This is a genomic window from Longimicrobium sp. (assembly GCA_036389135.1).
Taxonomy (GTDB): domain Bacteria; phylum Gemmatimonadota; class Gemmatimonadetes; order Longimicrobiales; family Longimicrobiaceae; genus Longimicrobium.
The window spans coordinates 1-18,575 of the sequence record DASVQP010000111.1 but is presented as its reverse complement, the minus strand read 5'-3'; the positions used below and the strand labels follow the sequence as shown (position 1 = coordinate 18,575).

The following is an 18,575-nucleotide window of genomic DNA, read 5'->3' as shown; positions in this document are numbered from 1 at the left end:
AGCGAATGAAGTCCGCTGGAACCACACAAAGTCCGCCAGCGCGGACTCCGGGTCCAATCTAGCGTTTCTCGAGCCCACTTCAGTGGGCTTCCCGTCGTTCCAGCCGGGGGCTTCAGCCCCCGGTGTTCAGCCCCCGGTGTTCAGCCCCCGGTGTGCGGCACCGGCCTCAGTGGCAGCGCCCCTCGCCCCGGTCGTGGAAGCGGTCGCCGGCGACGGGGACGAACTCCCAGCTGTAGCCGTCCGGCCGAAAGCGGAAGGCGAGCACGCCATGCACGTCGTTGCTGAGCGCGCGCGAGTGGGCCTGTTTGTCGCCGCGGCCGTAGAGCGGCGCGCCGCCGGTGCCGACCACGAACGACACGATCCCGCGCTGGCGGTCCAGATCACCGACCGGATTGAGGGGATCGAAGCGCTCGTAGATGTGGTCGTGCCCCGCGAGCACCACGTCCACCCCCGCGGCGTACAGCACGCGCCAGGCATGGAGCACCCGTCTGGACCCTCCATGCTTGCCGCTGCTGAAGCGCGGGCGGTGCATGTACGCCATGGTGCAGCGCGAGGGGTGCGCCCGCAAGTCCGCCGCGAGCCAGCGGAGCTGCGGCGAACCGGCGTCGATCTCCACCTCGCTGTTCAGCACCACCACGTGCCACCCGTCGTGGTCGTAGCTGTACCACCCCTCGCCCGGCTTGCCGGCGCGCGCCCCGAAGTAGCGATAGTACGGCCCGCCCTTCTCCGTGCGCCGCTCGTGGTTCCCCAGCGCGGGGCGGGTGCGGTCGAGGTGACGGCCCCAGGTTGGGCCGTAGCAGTCCGCGAACTGCGACTCGGTCCCCGACTGGTAGACCGCATCCCCGAGCACCGCCACCACGCCATCCATGCGATCGAGGATGCGCGCCGTGGCCTCGTCCGCGCGCCACCAGCACGACGCGACGTCCCCCGCCGCCAGCAGCGACACCCGCTCGCGCTTCCCGATCGGACGCTCGTCGCTCCCGCACGCGGCCGCGACGAGGACGAGCAGCGCGGCAACCAGCCCACTCCGCGTGTCCGCGCCTCCGCGTGAGACCACCCGCCGGCTGCCCGTCACGCGGCCGGTCGCAGGCCGCGCATGAAGTCGATGGCGATGCGGTTGAAGCGGTTCGCCTGGTCCACGTTCACCACGTGCCCGCTGTCCTCCACCACCGTCAGCGTTGTGAAGGCGCGGTGCTTCGAAGCGATGCGCCGCACGGGCGGAAGGAACATGTGGTCCTCGTCGCCCATCAGGTAGAGCGTGGGGATGGGGATCTCGCGCTCCTCGAAGAGGCGCAGCAGCGGCGTCACCTCCAGCGTCAGGCGCCACCAGCGCAGAAACTCCTTCTGCGCCAGCTTGCGGGCCTCGTTCACAAAGAGCGAGCGGCTCTCGCGGTGGCGCCGCCGCGGCATGATGATCCACGCGAAGAGGCGGTACAGCCACATGAAAGGGACGATGCGCTTCACCCAGTCGCCTGCGTGCACCAGCACGCGCGAGCGCAGGTCGAGGCGCGTGACGGCGCCGCCGAGCACCATCGAGCGCACCCGGTCCGGCGCCATCTCCGCGAGCTGCCGGATGACGATGCACCCCAGCGAGATTCCCACGAAGTGCGCGGCGGGGATCTCCAGGTGGTCCATCACCTCCAGGATCTCGCGCGAGACGGCCTCGAATGTGTAGTCCTCGTGCTGCCCCCACAGGTGGAGCGGCTCGCGCGACTCGCCGTGGCCGCGCAGGTCCACCAGCAGCACGTTGAAGTGCTTGCGGAACTCGCGCACCTGCCGGTACCAGATGGACGAGCTGCCGCCGGCCCCGTGCACGAACACGACCCAGTCGTGCTCGGGTGCCAGGAGATGGGTCCGGTGGTGAAGCATCGTCGCCGCTCGGGTTCGTGTCAGGGCTGTGGAACGGGCCGCGGAGGGCGGCTGCCGGCGGGGCTCTGCCGCGTTAGATTGCGGCGGGCCGCGGGCGGCGCGGCGCCCCCAAATCTAAGTGAATCCCATACTTGGCGCCACCCTGATGTGCCTGATCCTGCTCGCCTGCGAGATGCATTCCACATACCCGCTGGTGCTCGCCGCCAACCGCGACGAGCGCTACGACCGCCCCGCCGCGGCCGCCGCCTGGTGGAGCGATGCGCCGGGCGTGCTCGCGGGCCGCGATCTCGAAGGCCTCGGCACCTGGCTGGGGGTGGCGCGGGACGGGCGCTGGGCCGCCGTCACCAACGTGCGCGAGCCCACCGTATCGCAGCGCCCCGACGCCCCTTCGCGCGGTTGGCTGGTCTCCGGCTTCCTGCGCGGCGCGGGACCGGTGGAGGCGTACCTGGCCGCACTCGCTCCACGTGCGGACGAGTGGAATGGTTTCAACCTCCTGGCGGGCGATGCGGGCGGCGCGTGGTGGCTCTCCAACCGCGCGCCCGGCCCGGTCCGCGTGGAGCCGGGGGTGCACGGCCTCAGCAACGCCCTCCTCGACACCCCCTGGCCCAAGGTGGAGCGCGGCCGCGACGATCTGGCCCGCATCCTCGCCGGGCCAGAGGCTGCGATGGAAGCATCGCTCTTTCGCACCCTCGCCTTGCGCGACCCGGCCCCCGACGAGCGCCTCCCGGACACCGGCGTCGGCCTCTATGCGGAGCGGATGCTTTCATCGCTCTTCATTTCCTCGGCTGCATACGGCACGCGCGCATCCACCGTCCTGCGCATTCGCCGCGACGGCCGCGTCTTCTTCGCCGAGCGCACCATCGATCCCGAGTCGGACCGCTGGACCGAGGTGCGGCACGAGTTCGAGGGTGGGGTAGGGCCTCACACAGAGACACAGAGTCGACAACAAGAACAGAAGAGATCGATGCCGATACAGACCATCAATCCCGCCACCGGCGAGACGCTGCGCACCTTTGACGCGCTCACCGGCGCCGAGGTGGACGCGCGGCTGGAGCGCGCGGAGGCGACGTTCCAGGAGTACCGCCATACCTCGTTCGCACAGCGCGCCGCGTGGATGATGCGCGCCGCCGAGATCCTGGCGGAGAGCAAGGATACGCTCGCGCGGCTGATGACCACCGAGATGGGGAAGCCGCTCACCGCCGCCGTCGCGGAGGTGGAGAAGTGCGCGTGGGCATGCCGCCACTACGCGGACAACGCCGAGCGCCTCCTGGCCGATGAGAAGGTGGAGACGGATGCGAGGCGCTCCTTCATCCGCTACCTGCCGCTGGGGCCGGTGCTGGCGGTGATGCCGTGGAACTTCCCGCTCTGGCAGGTCTTCCGCTTCGCCGCGCCGGCGCTGATGGCGGGGAACGTCGGGGTGCTGAAGCACGCGTCCAACGTCCCGCAGTGCGCGCTCGCCATCGAGGACGTCTTCCGCCAAGCAGGTTTCCCCGATGGCGCCTTCCAGACGCTCCTGGTGGGCTCGGAAGCCGTGGCGCGCATCCTGGACGACCCGCGCATCCGCGCCGCGACGCTCACGGGGAGCACCCCGGCCGGGCAGAGCGTGGCCGAGCGCGCCGGGCGCAACCTCAAGAAGACGGTGCTGGAGCTGGGCGGGAGCGACCCCTTCATCGTCATGCCCAGCGCCGACCTGGACGCGGCGGCGCGCACGGCGGTCAAGGCGCGCGTCATCAACAACGGCCAGAGCTGCATCGCCGCCAAGCGCTTCATCGTGCACCAGGACGTCGCGGACGAGTTCGAACAGCGCTTCATCGCCGCCATGCGCGCCCTCCGCATCGGCGATCCGATGAACGACGCGACGGACGTGGGCCCGCTCGCCACCGCCGCCATCCGCGACGAGGTGGACGAGCAGGTGCGCCGCTCGGTGGAGATGGGCGCACGCGTCCTCGTCGGCGGCGAGCGCATCGATGGACCCGGCTTCTACTACGCCCCGACCATCCTCACCGACATCCCCCGCGACGCGCCCGCGTACCACGAGGAGGTGTTCGGCCCCGTTGCCCTCCTCCACCGCGCCCGCGACGCGGAGGATGCATTGCGCCTGGCCAACGACACCGTATTCGGCCTCGGCAGCAGCGTCTGGACGCGCGACGAGGCGGAGGCCGACTTCTTCATCCGCGGCATCGAGGCGGGGATGACCTACGTCAACGCGATGGTCGCCTCGGACCCGCGCCTCCCCTTCGGCGGCGTCAAGCAGAGCGGCTACGGGCGCGAGCTGGCCGCCTTCGGCATCCGCGAGTTCGTCAACGTGAAGACGGTTTGGATGGAGGACGGCGGGGGGCCGGGGGAGCATCCGGCGGCGGAGTAGGCCCTCACCCCCGGCTCGTTACACTCGACTGCAGTCCGGGTCGCACAGATCTGGTAGGGGCGCGATTCATCGCGCCCACCGTCCGCCCCGCCTCGACCCTTGTCCCCCCGCACCGTTCCCGTAGGGGCAGCCCCACGTGGCTGCCCGTGTTTTCCGCCGCGCCAGTGCTTGGTTCCAGAAACGAGGACAGTTCCACCAGTGGAACTTCCACTGGTGAACCACGCCGCTCACCGCGCGCGCACGCAGCTTCGCCAGACCCACCAGATCAGCAGCAGCTGCAGGGGGAGGCGCAGGACGAGGAGGGCCTGCGCGGCGGCGGGGGCGCCGGATGCGCGGGCGTTGAGGAGCATCTGCAGGTTGGCGGGCCAGACGGCGAGGAGAAGGAGGATCAGGCCCCACCCGGCGAGGCGGCGGGTGCGCGGGAGCAGGACCCCCACCCCGCCCGCGATCTGGAAGGCGCCGCTCAGCAGCACCAGCGCGCGGGGATGCGGCAGCCAGGGCGGCATGACGCGCACGTACGTGCCCGGAATCGCGAAGTGGAGCACTCCCGCGATGACGAAGACCGCGGCGAGGATCACGTGCGACGGGCGGGGGCGGGTCACGGCGGCTCCGGAAACGGGAAGGCTGGAACCGCGAAGCTCGCGGCGCCCCGGCGCCGGGGCAAGCCGGTCTTTGGGGCCGAACGGTGAGGAGAGCGCCGCACGCGCGGGGCTTTCCGCAAGCGTGGTAGCAGTCTAGACTTGCGCGGCGGCGGTTCTTGCGCCACGTTTGAGGGTCCCCCCGGGTCCGGTTCCCCGCCGTGCTCGACGCTTCTCCATGCTCCCCCTCGGAGGCCGTTTGCGCTCACCCAGCGTCTCCTTCATCCGTGCCGGCGCGGCCCTGCTGGCCTCGGTCGCACTGCTTGCATCCTGCGACAGCAAGGGCGGGCCCGTCTCGCCCGCGGACGGCCCGGCGGGCAAGCGCGGAGGTCCCGACGTCCGCGCGTCGCACGCCGACGCGGTGATGATGGTGCGTACCCCCAGCGCCGAGCCCGGCGCGCGCGGCGGCACCACGCTGCAGCTGGATGCCGGGGTGTTCAACCCGCAGGGGATGGAGCTGGAGCACAAGAAGCACGTCTCGTGGACCTCCTCCGACCCGTCGATCGCAACCGTGGACGACACGGGCCTCGTCACCGCGCAGGACACGGGCGAGGTCGCCATCTACGTCGACCACAAGAAAGGCATGGACACGGTCAACATCCTCGTGATCCCCGTGCCGGTGAAGTCGGTGACGGTCGCGGGCGCCGATTCGATCTCCCTGGGCGACACCACCAGCTACACCGCCGCCGCGCTCGATTCGGTGGGCGAGCCGCTGCTGGGACGCACGGTCGAGTGGAGCTCCACGGCCCCCGCGGTCGCCAGCGTCTCGGAGACCGGCGAAGTGATCGCGCTGGACGTGGGCACGGTCGAGATCGTGGCGACGGTGGACGGGGTGGAGGGGATGAAGGGGATGCGCGTGTGGCCGCAGCCGGTCGCGACGGTGGAAGTGGTGCCGGATGCCTTCAACCTCCCGCAGTTCCGCAAGGCGACGTTCCGCGCCATCGCGCGCGACCGCCGCGGCAACGCGCTCGCCGACCGGCCCGCCACGTGGACGACCTCGAACCCGGCCGTCTTCGGCTTCAAGGCGAACACGGACACGCTCGTCGCCAAGGACCTGGGGACGGCGGTGCTGACGGCCACGGTGGAGGGGAAGACGGGCGAGGCCGAGGTGACGGTCACCAACCCGGTGGAGGCGCGCGCGCTGTGGGTGACGCGCTTCGAGTACACCGGCCCGTCGTCGGTGGATTTCACCAAGATCGCCACGATCATGCAGAAGGCGGCGCAGGCCAACTTCAACGTGGTCTACTTCCAGGCGCGCACCTCGGGCGATGCGCTGTATTACTCGGACCTGGAGCCTTGCTCGCCGCGGATGTGCGGCACGCTGGGCGGCCCGCGCCCGTCGCGTGACCCGCTCGCGGTCGCGCTGGCCGAGGCCGCCAAGTACGGGATCGAGGTGCACGCCTGGCTGAACGCGTACACCGGCTTCATCGCCGGCAGCGCGACGGCGTGCAACCAGTTCGTCAACAGCACCCCGGCCAACTGGCTCAAGGCCAATCCGCACTGGAGCGTGAGCACCAAGAACTTCACCACGGGCGCCATCACCCGCCAGGTGGACAACTGCGCCACGACCTCGGAGTACATGTGGGTGTCGCCGGGGGTGCCGCAGGTGCGCGCGCAGCTCGCCAACGTGGCGGCCGACGTTGCGCGGCGCTACGGCCCGCTGGGGCTCAAGGGGATCCACCTGGACCGCATCCGCTTCCCGTCCAACCAGGTGTCGTACGACCCGGCCACGCAGGACGCGTTCAAGACGGCGACCGGCGCCTTCCCGGCGTCCAACGCCCAGACCACCTGGCTGGACTTCCGGCGCGGCCTCGTCAACCAGGGCGTGAAGGAAGTGTACGACGCGGTGCGCGCGGTGGACCCGTCGCTGGTGCTCTCGGCGGCCGTCTTCCCCGGCTACAAGCCGCGCGCCGGCTGGGCCGCGCAGTGGAGCTTCACGGACCTCTTCCAGGACCCGGAAGCGTGGGTCAAGGGCGGCTACCTGGACGTGGAGGTGCCGATGAACTACCCGGCCACCGCCACCTCCGCGTCGTGGACGGTCAAGGCGTACTGCTCCAACACGGACTGGACGTGCGTGATGGACGACCACATCCAGCGCATCGAGAAGCAGTCCGGCCGCCAGGTGTACGTGGGCGTCGGCGCGATCCGCGGGTGGACCGAGATGAAGACGCAGATCGACCTGGCCCACGACCGCGCCGTCACCGGGATGTCGGTGTACAGCTTCAGCCAGGTGGACGTCATCCCCAACGCCTGGGCACAGCTCGCCGCCGGCCCCTTCAAGAACAAGGCGACGCTCCCCGCGATGAGCTGGAAGAACTGAGCGCTCCCATCGCTCGGTAACAAGCGAGGGCCCCGGCCAACTGGCCGGGGCCCTCGCCGCATCCGCCAAGTGCGCCCACCCGTCTGCCGCGCCGAAATCCGGTAGGGGCGCGATTCATCGCGCCCGCCCTCTCCCCCACCACGACCTCTGCTCGGCGCACCGACCTCGTAGGGGCCGCCCCACGTGGCTGCCCGTGTCCCGTGCCCGCGCCGCTGCCCGCTACAGAAGCTGGGAGCACGCTACACCCCGTACGTATTTGCGCGTAAAATCTCGAGGAGGGCAGCGTGCGCCTGGGGCCCGCGCGCAACGACGGCTTCCACGCCGTCCTGCACCAGCGTCAGAACGCCGGGCGACTGGATGCAGCGCACGCGGTTGTGGTCGTCCTCGTACGGGTCCAGAAACTCGTCGCAGCGGCGGCCGGCCTCCATCAGCATTCGGAGGCGGTCCTGCTCGTGCGGCGATAGGCAGAGGACCGCGCGCGGCGAGGCGACCGCCAGCACCAGAGTCGCGTAGGGAACGTCGACGGCGACCGTGATGCCGTCGCCGATCGGCGTGCGCAGGGGAAAGGGGGACATGATCGTGGGCGCGGGGGACATTCTCTCCTCCTACCAGGGAGATACCCACCGTCCGCACGCCCGGTTCACGCCATGGTGCGGTGTACGCGGCGTGCCGGGCGGGCGTGCGGTATGCATGTCCGCGGTCGCGCGCGCGCGGTTCGGCATCTATGGAGCGCGCCCTTCGTAAATCCTGGGAAAGCATGAGAGCATCGCATCGGCGGGCCCCCGCGTGCAGGCCGCGGGACGGAGGATGCGGGTGAGCGGAACCTCGGGCGATCTCTCGGGCGCCCTCGCCGCTCTGTGGGCGAAGTTCCGGGAGGGGACCTTTCGCCGCGTGGCGGTGCTGGAGGAGGCGGCGCTCGCCCTGCGCGAGGGCATTCTGGACGACGCGCTGCGCCGCGCCGCCGAGCGCGAAGCCCACAAGCTGGCCGGCGCCGCGGGCACCTTTGGCTTCGCGGAGGCGACGCGCCTGGCCCGCGAGGCCGAGCAGATGCTGGAGGGGAGCGATCCTCTGGACGCATCGCAGGTGCAGCGCCTCGGCGAGCTGGCGGCCGCGCTGCGCCACGAGCTGGAGCGGCCCGTCGGCGCCCCTCGGCCATCGCCCGAGCCGCCCGCGCCCGTCACCCGCGGCGGACATCACATCCTGGCGGTGGACGACGACCCGATCATCCTCGCCATGCTGCGCGCCCTGCTGCAATCGCACGGCATGCGCGTCACCACCCTCGACGACCCGCGCCGCCTGCTGGACGCGCTCGCGAGCGAGCGTCCCGACCTGCTGGTCGTCGATTTCGAGATGCCGCACGCCAGCGGCGCGGAGCTGTGCCGCCTCGTCCGCGGCGACCCGCGCTGGCGCACCCTTCCCGTGCTCGTGCTCACCGGCCGGGTGGACGACGGCACCATCCAGCGCGTCCTTGCCGCCGGCGCGGATGCCTGCGTCGCCAAGCCGTTCGAGGGGCCGGAGCTGATCGCCCGCATCGAGGAACGGCTCAGGTCCAGGAGCGAATGAATTCGCCGCTGGAAAAACACAAAGTCCGCCTGCGCGGACTCGGGGTCTGATACCGCGTTTCTGGAGCCGGCTTCAGCCGCCTTCCCGTGATTCCAGCCGGGGGATTCATCCCCCGGCGATGCGGCGCCCGCCCCGGCGCCGATGCCGGCCCTACTGCTCCACCGGCAGCGCCGCCAGGATCGCCTGCACGAGCAGCACGGTGTAGTCGTGGATCTGCCGGTCGGTGAGGCGGTCGCGGAGGCGGCCCATGCGGCGCGACATGCGCAGGGGCTGGATCAGCGCGCGCCCCAGCTCCTCGCCGATCTCCACGCGGAGCCGCGCGGAGTCGTAGTCGGCCTCGGATGCGCGCAGGTGGCGCTCGGCGCGGCGCACCAGCTCCACGTGCGCCTCACGGACCGCGGTGCGCCCCAAGCCGCGCAGCTCGTTGAGGTAAGGGAACTCGGAGGCGATGGCGTCGTCGATGGCGTCGTCGCGCTCCTTTTTCCGCATCCGCAGCCGCCGCTGCTCCCCCTCGTCCGTCGGCTCGCCCTCGCCCAGGATGATCCAGCCCGTGCGGAACCCCAGCACGGCCGCGGATTCCTCCCAGAAGCTGATCGGCGGGTTGTCCACCGCGCCCGTGAGGTAGCGGTGGACCGTGCTGTACGACGAGATCCCCTCCATGCCGCGGGCCAGGAGGGAATCGTGGAGCCACTTCCCCGGCTTTCCCCGGATCTTGAGGGCGAGGTCCACGCGCTCGCGAGGTCGCGCCGGCGTCTGGTTGAACTGGGTCCAGAACCCGGAGTCAGCGTCGTGCTCGATGGAAACCTCGGGCGGCGGATCCGACTTCTTGCGGGTGGGCGTCTTGGGCACCGGCGATCGGGGGAGCGGGGGAGCTGCGGAAGCGCGTGGTACCAAAATACGCGCCCCTACCCCCGCAGGAAAGAACGATTTCCGGTCATCTCACGCCAAACGGGGCACCGGCTTCCGGCTGTAATGTTCGAATCATGGCGCACTCGGCACGGCATCGCTCTATCAGAAGCCGATCGGGATCGGGATTGCGGTGTGTCGTGTGGACGCGGAGAAAGGCGCCGAAGGCCTCTTTCGTTCTCCTCAGTTGAGCCCGGCCCAGCGTGCGCCCGCGCCGGTGGGGGCGGCCTGGAGGCCAACGTGCGGAATGGAAGGCTGCACGGCGCCGTAGAGCGCGTCGAACATTTCCGCCGCGAGCACGTCCTTCACCAGCAGGGCGTCCACCGCGTCGGTGACGGCGCGCACGAAGGCGTCGGCGGTGGGCTCGTCCCAGCCGCCGGGGAGCTCCCGCAGGAGCTGGTGGATCTGGTCGACCTCCACGTCATGGTAGCCGCGCTCCATCACCCACACCTCGATGGCGTGGGTGGCGGCCGCGCGCGCCTCGCGATACGTCAGCGTCCCGGCCGCCTCGGCGGAGCGCCCCGCGATTGCTTCACGCTCAACGGCGTGGGTGCCCTCCAGCCGCTCGCGGAAGCCGCCCAGCAGGGCGCGGTTGCGGTCCAGCGTCGCCTCGGTCTGCGCGACGCGGCCCGCGCCGATGGGGTGCTGGCAGCGAAAGAGGCAGCCGGCGCGCGCGTGCCACTCCCCCGTCACCACGGCCAGCAGGTCCAGCGTGGTGAGCACGTGCGGCGTTCGCTTCGGGCACCACTCCTCGCTGCAGTCGCACGCGAAGAGCTCCAGCGCACTCCCGAACTCCAGCAGCGCCTGCCGAAAGCGCTGGATGCGCCGCAGCTCCATCGGCCCGATCCCGGGGTCTTCGGGGAGGTCGTCCGGGTCCCACTCCTCGGCCAGGACCCCGAGGATGCGCCCCAGTGTGACCGTCTCCATCGCCGCGTCCGGGCAGCCCGGGCGCGTGCACCCGTCGTGGTCGCAGGTGGCCCGCTCCAGCATGTTCATCTCGCTGCCGAAGCGGAGCGCCGCCTCGCGCAGGAGGTGGATCTGCCGGTCGATCTCGCGCAGGGGCGGGGTGTGGATTTCGTCCATCGAAGGTGCCGGGGCAGGGGCGGAGGAAGGATTGCTACAGGCGCAATCCGGCTTCCCCAAAATGCAACTAAAGTGGACAAAATGCCAGCTTTTCGGGACGTGCGGGTGCTACGGGCCACGGCGCGGAAGGGGCAGGACGTCACCGGACGACGGACGTTCCGGAGGCGGACCACCCGTCCCCACCGCGACCTCACCCGTGTGCGCCCGCTTCAGAATACTTCCCCGTTCGAGAAGAAGTCCACCACTGGGCGGGGGCTCACCGGCGGAGAAGGGCGCAGAGCGCGTCGGCCGAGACCGGGCGCGAGAAGAGGAAGCCCTGCGCGTAGCCGCATCCCAGCTCGCGCAGGATCTCGTGCTGCACGGGCTCGGACACGCCCTCGGCGATCACGCGCACGCCCAGGCTCCCCGCCAGCGTGACGATGGACGACACCACCTGGCGGCTCCACGGCTCGTCGCGCAGCCCCTCCACGAATGACCTGTCCACCTTGATGGCGTCCAGCGGGAGGCGGTGGAGGTAGGCGAGCGAGGAGTAGCCGGTGCCGAAGTCGTCGATGTACACCCGTACTCCCGCCGCGCGCAGATCGCGAAGGACGTGCGCCGCCGCGTCGAGCCGTCCCAGCAGCGCGCTCTCGGTGATCTCCACCGCCAGATCGCGCGGCGCGGTGCCGGTCTCGTGCAGGGTGCGCCCCAGCCGCTCGGCGAGGTTCCCCCAGGCGAACTGGTGCGCGGAAAGGTTGATGGAGAGCGTGAACCCGTCGCCGCCCGCAGCCTTGAGCGCGGGGAGGGCGCGGCACGCCTCCCGGAGCACCCAATCGCTCAGCGCATCGATCATCCCCGTCTCCTCGGCCACCGGGATGAACTCGGTGGGCGGGATGGGGCCGCGCTCCGGGTGGTTCCAGCGCAGGAGCGCTTCCGCGCCGACCGCGCCTCCCGTCGCGAGATCGACGACGGTCTGGAAGTGGAGGTGCAGCTCGTCGCGCTCCAGCGCGCTGCGGAGGTCGCACTCCAGGCGGAGGCGCGCGCGGGTCTGGGCGTGCATGGCGCGGTCGTACCACTGCACCCGCGCGCCGCCAGCCGTGCGCGAGCGCTGCATCGCCACCTCCGCTCCGCGCACCAGCGCCTCGGCGTCGCCGCCCTCGGCGGCGAGCGCCACGCCCATGGCCGCCGCGGCGACGACGGTGTGGCCCTCGACCGCGAACGGCTGCGCCAGCGCGGACTGCATCCGCTCGCAGAGGCGCCGCACACCCATCGCGTCGCGCACGCCGCGCGGCAGGACGGCGAAGGCGGCGCCGCCGAGCCTTCCCAGCGTGTGCTCGGGGCCCAGCGACGCGCGCAGACGCGCGGCGGCTTCCACCAGCATGCGGTCGCCGGCCGCGTATCCCACGCCCTCGCTCACCCGCTCCACGCGGTCGACGTCCAGGCACACCACCGCGAAGGCGTCGTCCGCCTCGCGCACCTCGCGCACGAACTCCGCGCGGTCGGCGAGGCCGGTGAGGGGGTCGTGCTGGGCGCGGCGGAAGCGCGCTTCGCTCTCGCCCAGCGCGTGCTCGGCGGTGGTGTCCAGGAGGAAGACGCCGGTCCCGGCCCGGTCCGCGAAGGCGCGCACGCGGTACCAGCGCGGCGGCGTCCCGAAGCGGAGCTCGGCGTCTGGCGCGGCTTCGCCCGCGCGCGCGGCGTGGAGGAGCGGCTCCAGCCCCGCGTCGCGCAGCTCCGGGAGCTCGTCCCAGAGGCAGCGGCCGACCAGCGTGTCGCGGCCGCGCCCCAGCGCCCGCTCCGCCGCGGCGTTGACGAAGCGGATCTGCGCGTCGAAGTCGAGGAGGAAGAAGCCCTCGGCGCCGCGCTCCACTCCCGCGAACAGGGCGTCCGCCAGCGCCCTGGGCGCCGGATTGCGCCCGGGGCGGCGCGTGGCGGGGGACTGCCGTGGGCGGGTGCTGCTCTCGCTCATCGGGGGGGAGGTGGGTGGGGGCTGCTTCCGCCGCAAAGGGCACGCGTCTCCCACGAGATACCCCGGGTGGCGGGGGGCGGTGCGGGTTTGGGCACGGGCGGCCACGTGGGGCCGCCCCTACGAGGTGGCGGTGGGTGGCGGGGGTCGCGGCGGGGGAGAGGACGGATTCTGCGGATTGCGCGGGGGCCGAGGACGGGCGGAGGGTGGGCGCGATGAATCGCGCCCCTACGACAAAGGCCCACGGTGACGAGCATCACGGCGGGCGGCTGCCGTTCAGTGGTCTGCGGGTGGCAGGGCGACTGGGGGGGAGATTGGCGGGGGGCGGGGGGCGGCGCCCTTGTACTCGCCGAGCATCACGAGCATGCGGGCTTCCAGGCCGGCACCGTAGCCGGCACGGCGGAGCCAGCCCCCGGACGACTCGCTCCGGGTCGGCGCCCTCCATGCGGACTGGCTCCGTGCGCGAAAAGCAACTGCGCCTCACACAGAGACACAGAGGAAACGGCAAGGAAAATAAGAGACTGCCGTTCAGAGCGCCGGAGGAAGCCCCGGTATCGGAATCGGTGTGGGCGTGGTGCGGCCCGTGGGGCGCAGCGCGGAGCCGCGGCGGGCCGGCGGGATGGTGCGCAGATCCTGGATCAGGCGCAGCACCGTCGTACCGCCAAAGGCGTGGATCTGGCGGCCGCGCGTGCGGGTCGGCGCTCCGGGGATTGCGGTGTTCATGGAGTCGAAGTTGTCCAAGTGCCACGAGCCGGGCGGCTGGCCGTCGGGGTGCAGGAGGCGGCGGTTGAAGAGGACGCTCCGCTGGAAGGGAGGAAGCATGGGGACGTCGCCGGGTTGCGCGGCGTTGAGCGGCGCCCAGTACGCCCCGCACGCGGCGGCCCCGGCGGAGGTCAGGTCGTAGCCTTCCACGGCACCGTTCACCCGCAGCGCCGCGCGGCTCCAGTCGCCGTACGCGGCGGGGATTCCTTCGAACGAGCCGCCGAAGTACGCCCCCCCGATGCTGCGGCAGAAACCGGAGCGGAGCACGGCGTAGATCGTCACGTTGCTCTGTGCCTGCACCGGCATCACGTACGGCAGGGCCTCGCCTTCGCCCTCCACGCGGTCCCACGCCATCGCGAACCCAAGCTGCTGCTCCGTTTCCGCGGGCATCACCGTGATGCGCGGGGCGGAGATCATCGCGGGCTTGGGGTCGTTGACGTTGAAGCTGCCCCAGATCACCACCGGCACCTCGGAGACCAGCGTCAGCGGCCCGGCCAGCGTGCCGGCGTTGCGAAGGAGGACGACCTCCTGCGCGCCGGGGCTGGCCGCCGCCTGGCGCCGGATGGCGATCATCCCTCCCTGGATGGCCGGGAGGAGGCTCAGGTCCAGGTGGAAGCCGTAGGCGTTGGTGGGGCAGCGAAAGGTGACGTACGGGCGCCGCACGATGTCCGACGCGTCGCACGCGGCCTCGCGGCGGAAGTCGGGAAAGAGGCCCCGCCACAGGTGCCCGGCGTTCGCCGGGTCGGGATCGCGCGCCGCCTTCCCCGCCGGCTGCGGCCCGTCGAATGGCCACGGGAGGTAGCGGATGGCCGGCGCGCGCGCCACCGTGCCGCAGGTGTACGCTCCGTCGTCGTAGTACGCCGTGCCGCAGGTGTACGAGTACTCCGTGCCGATGCCGGTGGTCACGCGGCGCAGGGTGATGGCGGGGCGGAAGCTCGCGCGGCCGAAGCAGGCGTCGTCGAAGTCCAGGCACTCCCCCGTCCCCGCGACGGAGGTGCTCTGCATCCGCCCCGCCCCCAGCCCGCCGCCGATCGAAGGGCGGATGCGCACGCGCCCCTGCCACGGCGCAAGCATGGAGACCGGGTTCGCTTCCGACGCGGCGCGCGTCAGGCTGGAGAGCGCGGGCGCGCCGCCGATGTAACTGGTCCCCGACACCACGTGGTCGGCCCGCCCCACCGTGATGCCGTCGCGCGCCTCGATCCCGCCCAGGTACGTCATCAGGTGGGTGCCCGTGCCGAATTCCGCCACTCCGTCCACGCGCAGCGGCCCGCCCACCAGCCCCTCGGAGCCCGAGCCGGTCACCTCCGCGTGGCCCTGCGCGTAAAGCGCGTGCTGGTGCGGCGCGATCACCGAGACGGCCAGGCGGCGCGTGACCATCCGCCGCCCCTCGCGGGGACTGTGGGCGGTGGCGTACACCTCCACCTCGATGGTGCGCGCGGCCACGCTCCCCCCCACCTCCGGCAGCCCGTCGTAGGAGACGCGCGGCTGGTGCGTCCAGGCGTCCAGGATCTTCTCGTCGTGCGGGATGACCTCCCACTCGCGCACGTCCACGATGCGCACGCCGGTCAGCGCGGTGTCGGTCTGGACGGTGGCCCCTGTGGTCTCCAGGTCGGTCGCCAGGCTGTGGGCGCTGACGTTGATGGCGAGCATGTCCGGCCAGGAGAGGTTCCCCAGCCGCTGCGCCGCCGTGGCGCGCACGCGGTCGGTGAGCACCTCCACGGCGCTGGCCGCCGCCAGCTCGGTGCGCGACACGGAGTTGCGTTCGTACATCCGCCGCTCCGCCATGCGCGCCAGCAGCTGGCTGGCGCTGATCACGATCCCCAGCGTCACGATGAAGCCGAGCACCCACACCAGGGCGCTCCCCCGCTCTCCGCGGAACGCCGCGCCCGTCACCATCCCCCCTCGCTTCCGTGGCGCGTGCCGCCGTTGGTGGCGACGAGGGTCACGTACGGCACGTTGCGGATGGTGCCGTCCGCCTGGTCGGTGGGGACGGCGAAGCGGACGCGGATCGCGCCCACGTCGTGGTAGCCGCGCCGGAAGGAGAAGCCGGGCTCCGCCGTGGCGGTGGGGAAGGAGGTATAGACGTAGTTGGCGTTGCCGGTGGAGTGCGCCAGCGCCGCGGCATCGACCCCAACGCCGCGCCGCCACGCCGTCTCGCCGGTGTGCAGCGTCTCCACCTCAAGCGTGGCGACGGGCCCGCCGACGGGGACCGCCGCGTTCCAGGCGCCGTCGCCGTCCAGCCCCGTCTGCCGCACCAGCACGGGGGCGCCGCGCGTGCCGTCGCGCCGCACGAAGAAGCGCGACGCCGTCACCCGTTGCGTACGCACGCGAGGGGTGAGCGACGCGCCCGACTGCGTGGGCGACCCGACGTCCGGGAACCCGAGCGCGGTCGTCAGCTCCGCCACCGGCACCTCGGTGTACGCGGCTACCCGGCCGCGCGCGCGGCAGTCCCACGTCCGCTTCGGCCGCGGCGCATCCACGCGCTGGCGGCGCTCCGTGCAGACTCCCCCGTCCTCGTAATACGTCTGCCTGCAGGCGGTTACGGGCGTGGGAGCCGCGGGGGGCGTGGCCGGGGTGTAGGTGCCGCCGGTGACCACCACCACCTGTTCCGCCATCTCGTCCCTGAAGGTGGGGCAAACGATCTCTTCCTCGCAGTCGGCGCCGCAGGCGGCGCGGGTAGCCTGGGGCTCGCCCGTCACGCGGTACACGCGGGCACCCATGGCCGGCGCGCTCACCAGCAGCACCTCGCCTTCCCCGATCACCCTGCTGTGGTCGCCCATCAGCAGGAGGCACGCGCCGCCGCCGGGGCACGGGCGCGTGGAGCTGGTGATGGGCGCGTACTCCGCGCGCAGCACCAGCAGCGTGTCGCTGGATGCGGCGCCGCTGCCCGCCACCAGCACCTGCACCGGCCCGGCGTTGGGAGCGGCGAGCGTCCCCAGCGTAGCCTGGCGCAGGGCGTTGCGCAGCACGCCATCGATGGAGGCCACGGCGCTCGCGCGGTCGTCGTCGTTCATCGCCTGCACGTGCCCGCGCATGACGGACTCGGTGACCGACCACACGCCCGTGGCGATCACGGCCGTGACGACCAGCACGCCCAGGACCTCGATCAGAGTGAACCCCGCGCTTCGGTGCGACATCATCTTGCTCCTGCTTGCTGCGAAAGGAAGAGAACGGCAACCGCGCATCACACAGAGAGTAGAGTCGAGTCGGGGCGCCGTGGCATGGTTGCCCGGTTTCCCCGACCCGCTCATCGAACCGGACGTGCGGATTTCCCGCATCCGGCTCTCCGACTGGGTTCACTTCAAGGCATGCGAGAGCGCCACCCGCCGACGTCCGCCGAGTTGCACCAGTCCCAGTTCGGCCCGGAGCCACTGATCGGAGAATCGCCGGGTCCCCCGCCCGGGGACCTTGTGGCGTCGCACCAGAAAGCTTCGCAGCAGCGTGCAGGTGTAGTGGTCCACCGCCCTGTAGGCCCCGCTGAGCGTTCCCACGCAGAAGTAGTTCGCCCAGCCCACAAGACGCCGGTTCACCTGCGCCACCACCTCTTCGGCGCGACCCTGGTTCCCCGGATGCAGCACCAGCCTCAGTGACTGCCTGAACCGCTTCACCCGCTTCTTCGAGGGCATCACGCCCAGATACCGCACTCCTGACCTCCGGGACACCATCGTCCCGAAAGTGTAGCCAAGGAAGTCGAACTGCTCTTCCCTGGCATTTCGGAGGTGTGTCTTCTGTTCGTTGAGCCTGAGGCCCAGGCGCTCGACGATCCACCGCAGCGACTTCAGTGCCGTTTCGGCACCGAAGCGATCCCGGCAAAGGATGACCAGATCGTCGGCGTAGTTGATGATCCGCGCCCGCAGGTGCCGCTCCAGGCCATACTTCTTCCACGTCTTCAGCAGACGATGGATGTAGACGTTGGCCAGCAGCGGCGAGATCACCCCACCCTGCGGGGTGCCCTCCCGTGAGCGTTCGCCTCCCGTGCGGAGCGTGTGCCCCCGGTCGTCCGTCTCCTCAGCCGGGGCCTTCAGCCACATCCTGATCAGACGCAGCATCTTGCCGTCGCTGACTCGCCGTGCGACCGACCGCATCAGCTCGCGGTGCGGGATCGTGTCGAAGTACTTCGACAGATCCGCATCCACCACGTGCACCTCCCCGTGCTGGATCGCCCGATGCACCTCCTGCACTGCATCCAGCGCCCCGCGCTTCGGCCGGTAGCCATAGGCGTTCGGCTCGAAGTCCGCCTCGAAGATCGGCTCCAGAACCAGCTTGGCGGCCTGCTGCACCACCCGGTCCCGTACCGTCGGGATTCCGAGCAGCCTTTCTCCGCCCTCTGGCTTGGGGATCCTCACCCGACGCACCGCCTCGGGTTTGTACTTCTCCTCTCGAAGGTCTGCCGCCAGCGCGGCCAGCCACGCCTCCAGCCCTGATTCGTCAATGTCGGCGAACGTCACCCCGTCCACCCCCGCAGCCCCGCCGTTCGCACGGCACAGCCCATAGGAGTGCAGCAGGATGTCCGCTCTCCAGACCTTGTCGTAGAGCAGGTAGAAGCGATACGCTGGCTCCCTCTTGGCCTTGAGGTAGAGCTTGTTCTGAAGGGTCCGAATCTTCTCCGGAGTTTGCAGGCTCACGCCAATCTCCTCTTCTCGCCTTCTTCCGAAGCGTCCCAGAAGCAGGGCCCCTTCCCTCCACCGGCATTACCCGGCTTCCCCGGTACTATGAGCCCCTCCGACTCCCGCACCGGCCGCTCGCTTGCCCGAGCGTTGCGGAGCAGCGACCTCCGCTCCGGCGCGGGTCTCCCGTGTTGCGTGCGCATTCTGTGCTTGCGTGCCCTCCCCATTACCCCGGCGAGTCGCCCGGCCTGTGACGGTTGAAGGTCCGGGCGCGGCGGCCTTCCCCTCTCTGTGGCAGGGTCGGCACTCGCGTCGTCTGTTTTTCGAGGCCTGCTCAGGGTTCACTCTCGTTGGGCCCACAAGCTCGCCAGCCCTCCCTTGGAGGACCGTTGTCCGGACGGCTCGGTGTCTCCCGTCGCCGGTCGCCACCCGCCCGTAGCTACGGAGGTGTACCGTCAACTCCTCCGGCGGGACTTTCACCCGCAAGAACACGCCGCCTTTGCACGGCGCACCACAGAGA

13 protein-coding genes are annotated in these 18,575 nt (G+C 71.2%); 3 read left to right on the top strand and 10 right to left on the bottom strand.

Annotation, left to right across the window (positions count from 1 at the left end; all coding sequences use genetic code 11):
• Nucleotides 1-166 precede the first annotated feature (166 nt).
• Together VF584_22675 and VF584_22670 are read right to left on the bottom strand one after the other, a co-directional pair.
• Nucleotides 167-1,057 (bottom strand): metallophosphoesterase, encoded by an 891-nt coding sequence (locus tag VF584_22675; GenBank protein HEX8212998.1) that lies wholly within the window; start codon nucleotides 1,055-1,057, stop codon nucleotides 167-169.
• Nucleotides 1,058-1,071: 14 nt separating this feature from the next.
• Nucleotides 1,072-1,869 carry an alpha/beta hydrolase gene (locus VF584_22670; GenBank protein HEX8212997.1) on the bottom strand — a complete coding sequence of 266 codons (798 nt, stop codon included), beginning with the start codon at nucleotides 1,867-1,869 and terminating at the stop codon, nucleotides 1,072-1,074.
• A 118-nt stretch (nucleotides 1,870-1,987) separates the two neighbouring features.
• On the opposite strand from VF584_22670, the gene VF584_22665 reads away from it, so the two are divergent.
• Nucleotides 1,988-4,234 (top strand): NADP-dependent succinic semialdehyde dehydrogenase, encoded by a 2,247-nt coding sequence (locus VF584_22665; protein ID HEX8212996.1) that lies wholly within the window; start codon nucleotides 1,988-1,990, stop codon nucleotides 4,232-4,234.
• Between the two features lie 227 nt (nucleotides 4,235-4,461).
• On the opposite strand, the gene VF584_22660 is transcribed toward VF584_22665, so the two are convergent.
• A complete protein-coding gene (locus VF584_22660; GenBank protein HEX8212995.1) occupies nucleotides 4,462-4,836 on the bottom strand; it encodes a DoxX family protein in 375 nt (124 codons plus the stop codon).
• A gap of 235 nt (nucleotides 4,837-5,071) precedes the next feature.
• Here VF584_22660 and VF584_22655 point away from each other — a divergent pair, with 235 nt between their 5' ends.
• Nucleotides 5,072-7,192, top strand: a complete 2,121-nt coding sequence (locus VF584_22655; protein ID HEX8212994.1) for a family 10 glycosylhydrolase — start codon at nucleotides 5,072-5,074, stop codon at nucleotides 7,190-7,192.
• 239 nt (nucleotides 7,193-7,431) lie between these two features.
• Here the strand turns inward: VF584_22655 and VF584_22650 are convergent, their stop codons facing one another.
• Nucleotides 7,432-7,788 carry a hypothetical protein gene (locus VF584_22650; protein ID HEX8212993.1) on the bottom strand — a complete coding sequence of 119 codons (357 nt, stop codon included), beginning with the start codon at nucleotides 7,786-7,788 and terminating at the stop codon, nucleotides 7,432-7,434.
• Nucleotides 7,789-8,005: 217 nt separating this feature from the next.
• Here VF584_22650 and VF584_22645 point away from each other — a divergent pair, with 217 nt between their 5' ends.
• Nucleotides 8,006-8,755 carry a response regulator gene (locus VF584_22645; GenBank protein ID HEX8212992.1) on the top strand — a complete coding sequence of 250 codons (750 nt, stop codon included), beginning with the start codon at nucleotides 8,006-8,008 and terminating at the stop codon, nucleotides 8,753-8,755.
• A gap of 150 nt (nucleotides 8,756-8,905) precedes the next feature.
• Here the strand turns inward: VF584_22645 and VF584_22640 are convergent, their stop codons facing one another.
• From VF584_22640 to ltrA, 6 genes are all read right to left on the bottom strand, one after another.
• A complete protein-coding gene (locus VF584_22640; protein ID HEX8212991.1) occupies nucleotides 8,906-9,604 on the bottom strand; it encodes a hypothetical protein in 699 nt (232 codons plus the stop codon).
• A gap of 240 nt (nucleotides 9,605-9,844) precedes the next feature.
• Nucleotides 9,845-10,744: a hypothetical protein gene (locus VF584_22635; GenBank protein HEX8212990.1), complete on the bottom strand. Its 900-nt coding sequence runs from the start codon at nucleotides 10,742-10,744 to the stop codon at nucleotides 9,845-9,847.
• A 256-nt stretch (nucleotides 10,745-11,000) separates the two neighbouring features.
• Nucleotides 11,001-12,689 (bottom strand): EAL domain-containing protein, encoded by a 1,689-nt coding sequence (locus VF584_22630; protein ID HEX8212989.1) that lies wholly within the window; start codon nucleotides 12,687-12,689, stop codon nucleotides 11,001-11,003.
• A 525-nt stretch (nucleotides 12,690-13,214) separates the two neighbouring features.
• Nucleotides 13,215-15,344 (bottom strand): hypothetical protein, encoded by a 2,130-nt coding sequence (locus VF584_22625; GenBank protein ID HEX8212988.1) that lies wholly within the window; start codon nucleotides 15,342-15,344, stop codon nucleotides 13,215-13,217.
• Nucleotides 15,338-16,585, bottom strand: a complete 1,248-nt coding sequence (locus VF584_22620) for a prepilin-type N-terminal cleavage/methylation domain-containing protein (protein HEX8212987.1) — start codon at nucleotides 16,583-16,585, stop codon at nucleotides 15,338-15,340. Before VF584_22620 ends, VF584_22625 begins: the two co-directional genes overlap by 7 nt.
• 159 nt (nucleotides 16,586-16,744) lie before the next feature.
• Nucleotides 16,745-18,073 carry a group II intron reverse transcriptase/maturase gene (gene ltrA / locus VF584_22615; GenBank protein ID HEX8212986.1) on the bottom strand — a complete coding sequence of 443 codons (1,329 nt, stop codon included), beginning with the start codon at nucleotides 18,071-18,073 and terminating at the stop codon, nucleotides 16,745-16,747.
• Nucleotides 18,074-18,575: the final 502 nt, after the last annotated feature.